The organism is Siphonobacter sp. BAB-5385 (assembly GCF_002261125.1).
In the GTDB taxonomy this organism is placed as follows: Bacteria; Bacteroidota; Bacteroidia; order Cytophagales; family Spirosomataceae; genus Siphonobacter.
This window is the reverse complement of the sequence record NZ_NMPS01000033.1, coordinates 17,995-31,495: the sequence shown is the minus strand read 5'-3', so window position 1 is coordinate 31,495 and position 13,501 is coordinate 17,995. Positions and strand designations below refer to the sequence as shown.

Genomic DNA, 13,501 nt, shown 5'->3' with positions numbered 1-13,501 from the left:
ATATGCAGGATTATGCCAGCTTTTCCAGGGATTCTACTTCCATCATCGCCGATTCCCAGGCGTCGTTAGCTTGCGATAGCTGCTGTTTCACCCGGTCGTATGCTTTCTGAACCTCATTGAACTTAACCGTATTTTGATAAATATCCGGATCAGCCAACTGAGCTTCGGTATCCGCTTTCTGCTTTTCAAGCTTACTAACCTGACTTTCCAGCTCTTCCACTTGCTGCTGTAACTTTTTGAGTTTTTGCTGAGACTGTTTCCGCTCCGTATCCGATACCGTCGGTTGCGGTTTCGCCACCTTTACTTCGACTGGCTTTTCGGTACGGGCGGCACCCGACTCTTTGCGGATGGCCTCGCGTTCCTGCTGCCAGAGTACATACTCATCGTAGGTACCAGGGTATTCCTTGATCTGCTCGTCTTCGATGTACCAGATTTTATTGGCTACTTCCGACACGAAATACCGGTCGTGCGAGACAATCACGTAGGTTCCTTCGTACTGTTGCAGGGCTTGGATCAGAATATTCACTGAGATCATGTCCAAGTGGTTGGTCGGCTCATCCAGAAGCAGGAAGTTAGCTTCCGAAAGTAGCATTTTCGCTAAGGCTACCCGCGATTTTTCACCCCCTGACAATACTTTAATTTTCTTGAATACGTCGTCGCTGGAAAACAGAAAACAACCCAGAATACCCCGTAACTGAGCTTCCGTTTTGTCCGTACCCATTTCCCGTAATTCGTCGATGAGCGTATTCTCGATGTTCAACGCTTCCAGCTGGTGCTGAGCGTAGAAAGCGAAAGCCACGTTATGACCGATCTGCCGTTTTCCTTCAATGGATTCCGTACCGGCGATGATCCGCAGCAGCGTCGATTTTCCTTTACCGTTGGCCCCGATCAGAGCGACTTTATCACCCCGCCCCAGGTACGCGTCCGTATGAGTAAGAATACGTTTTTCGCCGTACGCCTTCGAAACATCTTCGAGCTGGAAAATATTTTTCCCGGGCTGCGTAGCCAGCGTAAATTTGAAGTTTACCCGAGCGGTATCGTCAATGACCTCATCCACGAAATCCAGTTTTTCCAGCGATTTCACGCGGCTTTGTACCTGACGAGCCTTGCTGGCTTTGGCTTTAAAGCGTTCGATGAAGCGTTCGGTCTGGCGGATTTTGGCCTGCTGGTTTTCGTACGCTCCCCGCTGGATTTCGTTTCGCAGTGTTTTTTCTTCGATATAGAATGAATAGTTACCGGGGTAATAGTTGAGCTTCCCTCCCGATACCTCTACAATAATATTGACACAATTGTCGAGGAAATAGCGGTCGTGCGAGACAATCATGACCGCTCCCTCGTAGTTACGCACGTAATTTTCCACCCATTCGATACTGGGTAAGTCCAAGTGGTTGGTGGGCTCATCTAACAGCAGTAAGCTGGGCTTTTGCAAAAGCAGTTTTGCCAGCATTACCCGCATCCGCCAGCCCCCGGAAAAGCGTTGGAGCGGTACCTGTAACTCTTCGGTTTTGAAGCCCAGACCTTCGAGAATTTCTTCAGCTTTGGCCTGAATCGTATACCCATCCAGAGCTTCGAACTCTTCCTGATACTTAGCCAGCTTATCGACGAGCTCATCCCGATAATTCGTCTCCATTTCGTGGAGCACTTCGTCGATCTTTTTCTGGAGCACCATTTCCCGCTCGAAGGCCTGCATAGCTACGTTCAGAATCGACTCACTCGATTCGTAGCTTAACAAATCCTGGTTGAGAAAGCCAATGGAACAATCGCCGGATTTGGAAATGGTCCCCCCGTCGGGCGTATACTCACCTACGACGAGCCGCAAGAGCGTGGATTTACCCGTACCATTGGCCCCGATCAGTCCGATGCGATCTTTGGGTTTAATATGAAGAGAGGCCTCGTCGTATAATGCCCGACTGCCGAAGTAGAAACTTAAGTTATTGATGGAAAGCATAGAAATAAGAAAGATAGCGAAAATTCTGCTCCGCCACGAGTCCGGTTCAAAAGTACGAACCTTCCGCCAGAAGTCAGCATTTTCATTAGGCTTCCTTCTGGATTTCGTCCCGGGCAGAAGCGTAATTTTTCATTCAGAGAGGTAAGTTAGTCACTGAATTAATTTTTCAGGAGAGGCGTTAGGATTTGCGAAACTTACATCTTAGAATCGTACAAGAAAAGTTTGCTGCTTAAGTATATTTATCTACCTCCCGTATCCACCCTCCAAAATATAACTATTACAATAATTATCATTTTTGAAAATCATTGCATTATCCAAATAAAATATTTAATTTTTAATTATAAATAGAAGATTTTAGTAGTACTGTAAGGAAGTTATCCTTCATTATTCTAAAATTTATATCTGTATACAAGCTCAGGCTTTTTTTGAATTTGTTTATACTTTTGTAAGAATTTTCAATTCTAATTCTTAACCATAATGAGAAGACTGTTACATCTATGTTTCCTGGTCGGAGCACTGTTGAGCGGCTATAGTACAATTGCCCAGGACAGAGTCGTGACGGGAAAAGTCACCTCCTCAGAAGACGGAACCCCTTTAGTTGGCGTAAGCGTTCAGGCCAAAGGAACCAGCCGCGGCGTTAACACCGACGCCACGGGTACGTACCGGCTTTCCGTCCCGGATAATTCTACTTTGGTTTTCAGTTTTATCGGCATGATTACCCAGGAAATTGCCGTGGGTAACCAGACCCAGATTGATGTACAGCTGGGCTCCAATAGCCGCGAACTTACCGAAGTCGTAGTAACGGGTTTCGGCTCGCAGATCAAGCGAGACGTGACGGGAAATATTGCCAAGGTTGATTCTAAAAAACTTGAAAATATCCCGAACCCCTCTTTTGAAGCGGCCCTGCAGGGAAATGCAGCCGGTGTACAAATCACCCAGGGTAATGGTAAGTTAGGACAGGGTATTTCGGTACGTGTTCGGGGTACTTCATCGATTTCTGCCTCGAGCCAGCCTTTGTACGTAGTTGATGGGGTGCCCATTAACACGCAAAACCTTTCGAATAATACGGCTCCTACCAACCCCATTGCCGATTTGAACCCGCAGGATATTGAGTCCCTGGAAATTCTCAAGGATGCTTCGGCTGGAGCCATTTACGGAGCTCGTGCCGCGAATGGCGTGGTACTGATTACGACCAAACGCGGAAAAGCAGGTAAGACGAACGTTAACGTAGGTTTCCAATACGGCTCCAGTAAGCCGACCAACCTTCGTGATTACATGACCGCCCAAGAATGGTTGTCTTATTTTAGAGTAGCTGCGGCGAACACAAACTCGACTACCTCGCTCACTAACATTATCAATCGTTCAGTCGCTGGGACGACTCCTGGTGCAGCTACGTACGATTGGCAAAAAGCTGCTTTTCAGGATGCTCCCTTCAGTCAAACGGATTTGAACATTTCCGGGGGTAATGAAAAGACGAAATTCTACATCTCGGGTCAATACCTGGATCAGAAAGGGATTCTTATTAAAAACTCCCTGGAACGTTATACCGGTCGGGTTAATCTGGATCATAAGGCCAACAACTGGCTTTCGATCGGAATGAATATGAGCTTGGCCCGTACCCTGCAGAACCGCGTTTCTAACGATAACGCCTTCTCGACACCCATGCAGGCCGTAGCGATTCCGCCCATTACTCCCTTGATTGATCCCCGAACTGGATTGACTTCGGGTACACCTCCCGGAGTTTCGGCTAACTTCCCTATTTACTATAACCCCTTCGTTTCTGCTAAATATTCCGATTATAAGACGTTAGTTTTCCGTAATATCAGCAATGTATATGGTCAGGTAGATTTCACCAAATGGCTTAGTTTCCGCTCTGAATTAGGGGTTGATCTGTTGAATCAGAACGAAAACACCTATTACGGTACGCAAACGGTTCGTAACGTATCGGGTGCCGCCAATGGTTTGGGTGAAAGTCGTTACTCGCAGGTAATGAACTATAACACCAATAACTACTTTAGCTTCAACAAAGCAATTGGCGACGTTCATTCCATCACGGCTACGCTTGGTATGTCGTATCAGGAAACCCGGATTGACGAGAACTTTGTGGAAGGACAGCAGTTCCCCTCGGATGCATACCGCCAAATCGCTTCAGCTGCGGACATCACCGGAGGTTCCTCCACGCGTACCCGGTTTGCGTTCCTTTCCTATTTTCTGCGTGCCAACTATAAATTTGCTGACAAATACTTAGTAGGCTTAAGCGGTCGGGTAGATGGATCAAGCCGATTTGGTAACGATTCCAAATACGGTTTCTTCCCTGCTGTTTCTGGCGGATGGATTCTTAGTGAGGAGAAGTTTTTGCAAGAAGCAAAAGTGTTAAGCTTCCTGAAACTGAGAGCTAGCTATGGTTTAACCGGTAATGCTGAAATCACCAACTTCCCTGCCTTAGGCCTCTGGTCTTCTTCGGGTTACGCGGGCGTAGCTGGTCAGTCGCCGAGTCAGTTGCGGAACCAAGATTTGAAATGGGAAACGACTACCCAAACGGATATTGGCCTTGATTACGGAATCCTGAATAACCGGATCAATGGAGAGATTGATTACTACGTTAAAAATACGAATGACTTGTTACTTTCCGTGAACGTTCCCGGAACGGCAGGATTTACGACTCAGCTGAGAAACATCGGAAAGATGCAGAACAAAGGCTTCGAATTTACTTTGAATAGCCAAAACCTGATCGGAGCCTTTAAATGGAGCACCAGCCTAAACGTTTCAAATAACAAAAACCGGGTAGTCGAAATTGATAAGACTCCTTCGGGCGAGCCTGTCCCCATCACAGGTGGTTTTGATCAGGTTAACCGAGCGTATCCTGGTCAGCCCCTGGGTGCTTTCTACATGATTGAATACGCGGGTGTAGACAAAACGAATGGAGATGCCCTGTACTACCGAAATGATACGGAAGGCGACCGTACGACAACCAATGATCCTGACGAGGCTCAGCGGGTGTTCATGGGAAGCCCCCTACCCACATGGTTTGGAGGGATCACCAACACTTTCTCCTACGCTGGTTTCGACCTGAGCATCCTGTTTAATGGGCAGTTTGGTAATAAAGTGTATATGGCCGGTGGTAAGTTTGAAAGAGCTTCTGGTGACTATTTCGACAATCACCTGGCTTCTGAACTGGATTACTGGACTCCCGAAAACCCCAATGCCTCAACGCCGGAACCCCGGTTGGGTGGATCGAATGGTACCGCGGTCTCCAGTCGCTATTTGTCGGATGCCTCTTACGTTCGTTTACGTAATATCTCTTTCGGTTATACGATTCCTAAACCTGTACTGAACCGTTTAAAGGTAGATCGACTCCGCGTGTACTTCCTGGCCCAAAACCTACTGACCTTTACCAAATACACGGGCTGGGATCCTGAAGTTAGTACCGATGCTGTTTCAGGAAACATTGCAGCAGGACAGGATTTCTATTCAGCACCACAAGCCAAGACGCTTACGGTTGGTTTACAAATTGGATTCTAATGCTGTGGAAGGAATATTTAACATTCAATTCAATGAAAAAAACACGTTTCACCTATATACTTCTCGCGGCGATTACTTTAACGGTGTCGTCGTGCGGAGATAAATTAGATATTGCTCCTACCCAGTCGATTGATCAGGATGTTGCTCTTACAACCTCAAAAGACGTCGAAGCTGCATTAATCGGTGCGTATGATGCCCTGGGAAATTATTACGTCTGGGGAGGACAAATCCAAATGTCGTCTGATCTGCTGGCCGCTACGAATGAGCTACAATGGCTCGGTAGTTTTGTAGACCCCGGTCAGTTTTATGACAAGCGAATTCTCACGAATAACCTGTACGCGTCTAACATCTGGACTAATTCTTATAGTGCCATCAACATTTGTAACAATGTTTTAGCGAACATTGATAAGGTTGATGCCACGAAAAAGAACCGCATTCAGGGAGAAGCTTTGTTTATCCGGGCTAGTGTATATTTTGAGCTGGTTCGTCTGTTTGCTAAAACCTGGGGCGATGGAGATAACACGGTCAATCCGGGTGTACCCCTGGTGCTCACCCCTACTACGGAGATCAACAACGGGTCATACGTAAGCCGGAATAGTGTAGCACAAGTGTATGCGAAGGTTCTTGAAGATTTGATCGCGGCTGAATCGTTGTTACCAGATGCAGCTTCTACCAGACTTCAGGTAAAATGACTGGTCAGGCAACGAAATGGGCCGCCGCTGGTATCCTGTCTCGCGTGTACCTGATGCAGCAGAATTATGCGTCCGCACGCGACGCGGCCAATCGCGTCATTCAGAGTAACAGGTATGCTCTGAACCAGAATTATGCGTCATCGTTTAACCTGGTAAATATGAACTCTCCCGAGAACATTTTTTCCACGCAGGTGACGTCGCAGGATGGAGATAATTCACTCCGGACTTTCTATTCGATTGATTCCAGAGGGGAAATCCATATCACGGCTAATCATCTCAATGAATACGAACAGGGAGATGAACGTGCGAATTTGTTTTATGAGGACGATGACTTCTTTACGGAGAAATTCAATACCATCTACTCAAACGTTCCCATCATTCGGTTAGCCGAAATGTACCTGACACGGGCTGAAGCTAATTTTCGACTCAATACCAGCGTTGGAGCAACGCCTTTAGCGGATATTAACCTGATCCGCAATCGGGTAAATTTACCATCCCTTACGTCAACCAGTCTTACGCTTAATGCCATCTTAAAAGAGCGTAAATTGGAATTGATGTTTGAAGGTCATCTTTTACACGATTTGAAGCGTACGCGTCGTTCAGTGGGGGCTATTTCTTTCAATGCCAATAATTTGGTATACCCAATCCCACAACGCGAAACGGACGTTAACAGCCAGCTGGTACAGAACCCTGGGTATAATTAATGGTTAAGGTTCTCTACTAAAAAAGAAGCCCCGAAGCAGCATTGCTTCGGGGCTTCTTTTTTTAAAAACTCAATTGTTCCCTCAGTTTTTCCAGTTCCGGGGCCATCTGATGCGTGTATTCGTAGCCTACGCGGAAGACATCCCTGGATTTCTTGGTATCAAAAACGTTGAAGTTCTGTAAGAGCGGCGGCTCGATGAATACATCAAAACGCTTGGACTTGAAATGGCTGGCTTTCGCCATAGCCAGATACAAACTTCGCATCGCCACGGCTTTCATGGACGTAATCGGACTTTCCAGATCACCAATCGGGTTACAGTGGCAGCCAATCAGTATGTCGCAGTGAGCTTCGAGCGGCTCGTAAGGCATCTGATTGAGCACGCCCCCATCAATCAGCTGCTGCTGATTAATCCACAAGGGTTCGAAAATACCCGGCAGACAGCAGGAGGCCAGAATGGGTTTAAGCAAAGGACCAGAATTGAAAAAGACCTCATTGCCCGTGGTCAGATCCGTGGCGTTGACGCTAAGTGGAAGAGCCAGTTCTTCAAACGTATGCGGCAAATGCCGTTGCATCAGGTCCTCTACCCGATCGAGCTTCAGAAAACCCATCCGGCTAAAGGCCAGTTTCAGGTAACTTTTGTAATTACTACGTTCAATTAGATCGTAGGCGGCTTCAGCTTCCAGTTTGCTGGCTGCAAAGGCTCCCACAATAGCACCTGCACTAACCCCCGAGATATAATCCGGCGAAATGCCCATTTCCTGAAGAGCTTTCAAAATTCCTAAATGAGCAAATCCGCGTACGGCTCCTCCGGAAAATACGATTCCAATTTTCATGGTTCATTCGTTGGTTAATGCACTCGTGGGTATCGGTTAACGTTCGTTTCGTTTAAACAAAGGTATACTTATACCAGCGTAGACATCCATGCCTTTCGGAGCTATTCGCCGACTATTACTTACTAAACCAATCAGGTTATCCGTACCCGCAAAAACCGGTCCCAATCGAACGGACAAGCCGGGCGAAAAGGTCTGGAAAATCCAGGTGAGCGGTACAGCTACTTCCAGTCCCGACTCCGTTTCAATACGTGGCACCACTGAAAAAACCGTAGGCTGACGGGCCGATATTACATTCACACTTCGTAAATCCTTTATGTACGAAACGGTAACGTACAGGGACGAGCTCAGTCGTAAATCAGCGTTGGTATTGAGCGACATGGGCAATCCCGAAGTAAAACTAGTTTTAGCCTCATTCGGTTGCAATTCCATTTTACTTTCGATGAGACGTACCAGTTCATCGCTCCCTTTGATATTCGCAAAATCTTCCTCCTGAATGGTTCGGTTCGTGCGTGAAATGGTATATCCTTTGATCTGCGAACGATCTTCGTAGCGAATTGTTCCGACATCCATCACAGCGGCAGACAAGCGAAGGCGGTAGGGCTCCTCGTCGTAATCCGGATTAAACTCGTAAACGAAGCCTACGTCAAACCCCCAGCCGGAACCGGGCATCTTACTACCTAAAAATTTCCGTAACCCTACCCCATCTTTAATGGGCTCCTGGGTGGTATACCCAAAGTCGGCGTCCATACGATCCATCACAAAAAGCCCTTTGCCAGGCCGTTCAGGATCCTCTATGACACGGTACGTCAATTCCCGATTGCGGATGTGAGCCGAATAGAACCCAACCAGTTTTTTCACGGTTACACCTGCCTTCAGTTGATGAGGCCCCTCTTCGATAAGGGTGCCGGCGTAGGTAAAAGCAAGTTCTCCATAAATATTTCCATTTAGCGAAAACTTGTTATCGACGTTGGTGATATTCCAGAGCGTGGCAAAATCCAAACCTTGTCGAACCAGCGAAAGAAAGTTTTCAGATACTCCAAAAGCCTGAACCGAGGCCCGGGCTCGGCTCGTAAAAGCGATACTATGCTTACGGCCTAATCCAATCAGTATACCCGGCCCCCGTACTTCGGCCCAGCCGGTACCATCTTTGGGTTTACCATCGAGGTTTTCCCGAAAGTACTCCGGTTCTAGGGCGGGGCTTCCGTCTGAATTCCGATACGCCTGGGGAATGCCTCCGAATACCAGTCGGTTTAATTTATAAGGTCCGACCCAATCCGCGTAGTTATTGGAGATATTAGCCCCTCCCGAGAAAAGATTTACGTGTAATTTGTAAGGCGAACCCGCAATTAACGCTGGATTTGTGTACACCTTGTTTGTACCGGCGGCACTACTGTGAGCGATTCCGTTGAAGTTCTGGGCCTGAACACCCAGTGAAATTCCCAGGGCCAGGATCGACAGAAGGTTTTTGATCATAAAATGTAGTGTGAAGGTTTGAATCCTTTTAACGTAGGATTGATTCCTTAGCATATACGCCGTTTCATGCAAAACTGTTTTTAGTAATACAACCTGTGGGGCAAAAAAAAACTTCCGCAGGGAGTCCTGCGGAAGTTTTTACGAAAATGTTATTGCCTACTTTATCGGTTTAGCGAACATTTTTTCGTCGATCGGACCATTAACCGTGATCTTATTGGTAATGATCGTCATATCACCGCCCATGGGAGATGCCGTTTCCATCGTATGCGGAAACTTAACGCCTGACACTTCTTTGTAATCGGAGAAATTCATTTCCTGCTTTACTTCCTGACCCTGCATGCTCAACTGTGCAATTTGCTTTGCCAGCAGGTACGTATTCGCATCCAGAAAATAATCAACAGCCGTACCATCTTTCGTCGTGATTTTCAGGTGATAGGCGTCTTTTTTATCCATTTTTTCCTTACCTACCAGTTCCACCTTCGTACCTTTTTCCTTGTAGTTGAAAAGAGGTCCTCCAGGATCAAGCTGGCTGGTTGAGCTTTTGATTTGCTCGGCGGGCAGGTCTTCTGGTTCACCCGTACCACCCATCATCGCGGGGCGGATCGTCCAGCCTTTGTCGCCGTCTACCGCCGTAATCATTTCATTACCCATCACTGAGATTTCCATACGCATGCCACGGCCCGTTGCGATCATCTGCTTCATCGGGATGTCCATCCCTTGCATACTCATCGAGTTTTCAATCACCAGGGTTTTGATGCCTTTGAGTTTATCGGCACCCCCACGGGCAGCGATATGTTTATCTACAATTTCATCAACGGATTGAGCCTGTGCATTTAATGTGAACACCAAAGCCGCCGCAGCAGCCCAGATACGTAATTTAGTCATGGTTAATGTTGGTTAAAATCGTGCGTAATGCTAAGTCAAAAATAGCGTACTTCCCTAAATACTGACTTTTTTTTCTATTAGTGGAGGGAGGATCATTTGAATGGATAAATTTCCTTTTCAAAATAATCTACCTACAACGAACGCATACGCTTTTTTCTGTTAGCCTGCGGATAAATATCGTTGGGTTTGGGCTAAAATCGGCTTAACATTCCGAATGGCTTTTTGCAATTGTTCGGCCGTATTGGCTTTATCCATTATTTCGTGGCTCGTCTGCGTTTTCAGATGTAGGTTTTTTAACTGCTTCAATCGTCCGGAACGCGGCGTATTATTCTGCACCATCTGAATTTCCTGATCAAGCTCCGTTAACTGGAGACTAATCCGATCCATCCAATCCTGCTTTTCCCGCATAAACGCATCCGTAGGTTCAGCCTGAGCTTTGGGATTAGGTTTCAGTATGCGTAGCGAATCCGGAATTCGTTCCATCCGGGTGGCTTTTGAAGCGAAGGCTGGTGCCAGCGTGGGATCGTTTTTGTAGAGCAGGCGAGCCCGTCGCTCGGTACGGGTTGTGGTAATTGCAGGATCTACGCGTACAACTTCCTCTACCACGCGGGCGTTCAATACTTGAGCTCCTGAATCAGTAAGCATTTGCTGGATGTTCGGATTCATCGTTCCGCTCAAAAACCAGATATAAAGAAGACATTTCATGACGGTATTAAGGTTTGGTTGACGTATTAATTTACTGACTACCAATCTCTTATTACCGTCAAAAAATGTGCAAGTCATGAAGCGGGCAAGGTTTTTCTCAACTTACCGCAACAAAGAAATGAAAACCTCGTCGAGCTTAGAGGCGGTCCGTACCCGAATTTTGTACTGGTCCAGATTGAGGCCTTTAGCATTGTATCGCGAAACCCAGATTTCCTTAAAGCCCAGTTTTTCAGCCTCCGCAATCCGGTTTTCAATTCGATTTACGGCCCGTACTTCGCCGCCCAATCCTACCTCCGCCGCGAAGCAGACTGACGCCGGAATCGCAATATCCTCGTACGAAGAAACCAGCGAAGCACAGACGGCCAAATCAATAGCCGGATCCTCCACTTTCAGACCTCCGGCAATATTCAGGAAAACATCCTGAGCCCCCAGTCGAAAACCACCGCGTTTCTCCAGAACGGCCAACAACATATTCAGCCGTTTCGCGTCGAAGCCCGTACTACTACGTTGGGGCGTTCCGTAGGTGGCAATGGATACCAATGACTGAATTTCAATCAGCAAGGGCCGATTTCCTTCCAGCATGGTACCGATCGTGATACCACTCAGGGCGTCTTCCCGCTGGGAAATCAAAATTTCTGACGGGTTGCTTACCTGCCGTAACCCACTCCCCTGCATTTCGTAAATGCCCAACTCGGAGGTACTGCCAAAGCGATTCTTGGTCGTTCGTAAAATCCGGTAGGCCAGATGGCGGTCGCCTTCAAATTGCAGTACTGTGTCCACCATGTGTTCCAGAACCTTAGGTCCGGCCAGATTCCCGTCTTTGGTGATGTGACCGATCATGAATACGGGCGTTCCCGACTCTTTCGCGAATTTCATCAGCTCCGCGGTACACTCGCGTACCTGGGATACACTCCCCGCCCCCGATTCGACCAGATTGGATTGCAGGGTTTGAATGGAATCGATGACCAGTAAATCGGGCTCGAAATTTTCGATCTGCTTGAATATATTCTGCGTGGACGTTTCCGTGAGAATGAAGCAGTTGGCGGAATTCGTTCCCAATCGTTCAGCCCGCATTTTAATCTGTTGATCCGATTCCTCACCCGAAACGTAGAGTACCCGAATTCCCGGGAGATTCAGAGCAATTTGCAGCATCAGCGTGGACTTTCCAATCCCCGGTTCGCCCCCAATCAGCACCAGGGAGCCGGGCACAATGCCTCCCCCCAGTACGCGGTTTAGCTCAGCATCAGGGGTTAATACCCGGGGCTGTTCGCTGTAATCAATTTCGGTAATGGCTTTAGGGCGGGCAGCAAGATTTGGCCCCGCTGAAGCAGGTCGCCAGCGACCTTTTTCGGGTTCCGCCTTCTGGATGATTTCCTCGACCATCGTATTCCATTCCCCGCAGGAAGAACATCTTCCCAGCCATTTGGGCGACTGGTACCCACAATTCTGACAGAAATAAGAGGTTTTTACTTTCGCCATTGAGATGTAAACGGGCAGTTTTTAGATTTCTGCCGATTAGTAATTTACACTAAAAAACGTTCAAAGACAAGGATACAGAAAAGGTTTCGGACCTTTTCTATAACAAAACACCGGTGGTACAACGTTTTACGATAGTTCTTCAACGTATTACCATTATATCCATGAAAAAGTACTTGTTACTATGCAGCTTCCTATGTCTGTCGGCTGCTTCAACCTTTGCCCAACGCGACAAACCCTGGTTTCAGCTGGGAATTAAAGCGGGAACGAATCTAGCCCAGCTTAAAACGGGCAACTTTGTAGCCAATGGTAGCTATAGCGGCTCTACACTCCGGGAGAACCTCAAGCAAAGCCTCGATACGCGTACTGGTTTTGTAGGAGGTATCTACATGCGTTTTGGACGAACGCTCTATATACAGCCCGAGGTACTGTATACGGGTAAAGGAGGTTCGTATTTAGTGCAACCCATTGACGCAAATGGACAAGCGGTAGGCAGTCCTACACAGGTAAAAGTAAAAACCGAAAACATTGACGTACCCGTCTTATTGGGACTAAAGTTTGGTCCGCTTCGCGTGAATGCGGGTCCAGTGGCCTCTTTTCTCATCGGCTCCAATGAAAGTATTAAAGAAGCGATCACGAAGTACACGCAAGGTAGCGTGAGCGATACGTTTAATCAGGCCGCCTGGGGTTACCAGCTCGGCGGGGGTCTGGATATTGGTAATTTCTCACTGGATGTTCGTTACGAAGACAGTCTTTCCAATGTTCGGTTTGTGAACATCAGTACGCCTAACGGTAGCGATCCTTTCAAACAGAAATCGAAGAACTGGCAGGTGACTCTGGGAATGAAAGTATTTTAGTGCAACTCATATACAGAAACAGAAATAGCCGCTAAGACTAGCGGCTATTTCTGTTTCTGCACTACACCATTGCCTTGTTAAAGACCAAGGTACTGCCGCATGAAGGCCGCAAACTGGTGCTTCCGACGCCGGGCGATGGATATAATTTGTCCATTCTTCATCCATACGCAATCTTCTCCTTTCACATCATACCGCTGCACGTAGGTCAGATTGATTAAGTAGGATTTATGCACCCGGAAAAACGAACTGTTCTCTGTCATGAGTTTCTCATAATCCCGTAGTGTTTTCGAGACCATGATTCGTCTTCCGTTACTGCAGTGAAATAGGGTGTAATTACCATCCCCCTGAATCAGGATAATATCCTTCATTGGCAGATGTTGAACATGGCGGTCAAAAACGGGTAACGT

11 protein-coding genes are annotated in these 13,501 nt (G+C 47.2%); 4 read left to right on the top strand and 7 right to left on the bottom strand.

The genetic code is table 11. From position 1 onward, the window contains the following. Positions 1–10: 10 nt before the first annotated feature. Positions 11–1,948: a ribosomal protection-like ABC-F family protein gene (gene abc-f, locus BWI93_RS02885; protein ID WP_094808666.1), complete on the bottom strand. Its 1,938-nt coding sequence runs from the start codon at positions 1,946–1,948 to the stop codon at positions 11–13. Positions 1,949–2,425: 477 nt separating this feature from the next. Between abc-f and BWI93_RS02880 the strand changes: the two genes are divergently transcribed. Genes BWI93_RS02880 through BWI93_RS29355 form a run of 3 tightly spaced genes read left to right on the top strand, consistent with a single transcriptional unit; the run spans position 2,426 to position 6,866 of the window. Then, positions 2,426–5,470, top strand: a complete 3,045-nt coding sequence (locus BWI93_RS02880) for a TonB-dependent receptor (protein ID WP_094808665.1) — start codon at positions 2,426–2,428, stop codon at positions 5,468–5,470. 32 nt (positions 5,471–5,502) lie between these two features. After that, positions 5,503–6,162 carry a RagB/SusD family nutrient uptake outer membrane protein gene (locus BWI93_RS29360; RefSeq protein ID WP_369679086.1) on the top strand — a complete coding sequence of 220 codons (660 nt, stop codon included), beginning with the start codon at positions 5,503–5,505 and terminating at the stop codon, positions 6,160–6,162. Then, positions 6,159–6,866, top strand: coding sequence for a RagB/SusD family nutrient uptake outer membrane protein (locus BWI93_RS29355; RefSeq protein ID WP_369679085.1), 708 nt, complete (start codon positions 6,159–6,161; stop codon positions 6,864–6,866). The genes BWI93_RS29360 and BWI93_RS29355 overlap by 4 nt, the downstream gene beginning before the upstream one ends. A gap of 61 nt (positions 6,867–6,927) precedes the next feature. Here BWI93_RS29355 and BWI93_RS02870 read toward each other — a convergent pair whose 3' ends face one another. From BWI93_RS02870 to radA, 5 genes are all read right to left on the bottom strand, one after another. Further along, positions 6,928–7,698, bottom strand: coding sequence for a patatin-like phospholipase family protein (locus tag BWI93_RS02870; RefSeq protein WP_094808664.1), 771 nt, complete (start codon positions 7,696–7,698; stop codon positions 6,928–6,930). A 36-nt stretch (positions 7,699–7,734) separates the two neighbouring features. Further along, entirely contained in the window at positions 7,735–9,171 is a 1,437-nt protein-coding gene (locus BWI93_RS02865) for a DUF5723 family protein (protein WP_094808663.1), read from the bottom strand. Positions 9,172–9,327: 156 nt separating this feature from the next. Continuing rightward, positions 9,328–10,056 carry an outer membrane lipoprotein-sorting protein gene (locus BWI93_RS02860; protein ID WP_094808662.1) on the bottom strand — a complete coding sequence of 243 codons (729 nt, stop codon included), beginning with the start codon at positions 10,054–10,056 and terminating at the stop codon, positions 9,328–9,330. Positions 10,057–10,215: 159 nt separating this feature from the next. Next, on the bottom strand, positions 10,216–10,761 hold the full coding sequence (locus tag BWI93_RS02855; RefSeq protein WP_094808661.1) for a hypothetical protein: 546 nt from the start codon (positions 10,759–10,761) through the stop codon (positions 10,216–10,218). A gap of 102 nt (positions 10,762–10,863) precedes the next feature. After that, positions 10,864–12,240, bottom strand: a complete 1,377-nt coding sequence (radA, locus tag BWI93_RS02850; RefSeq protein ID WP_094808660.1) for a DNA repair protein RadA — start codon at positions 12,238–12,240, stop codon at positions 10,864–10,866. A gap of 161 nt (positions 12,241–12,401) precedes the next feature. Here radA and BWI93_RS02845 point away from each other — a divergent pair, with 161 nt between their 5' ends. Next, positions 12,402–13,094, top strand: coding sequence for a porin family protein (locus tag BWI93_RS02845; protein ID WP_094808659.1), 693 nt, complete (start codon positions 12,402–12,404; stop codon positions 13,092–13,094). Between the two features lie 77 nt (positions 13,095–13,171). Here the strand turns inward: BWI93_RS02845 and BWI93_RS02840 are convergent, their stop codons facing one another. Beyond that, a complete protein-coding gene (locus BWI93_RS02840; RefSeq protein ID WP_176454108.1) occupies positions 13,172–13,462 on the bottom strand; it encodes a LytTR family DNA-binding domain-containing protein in 291 nt (96 codons plus the stop codon). Positions 13,463–13,501: the final 39 nt, after the last annotated feature.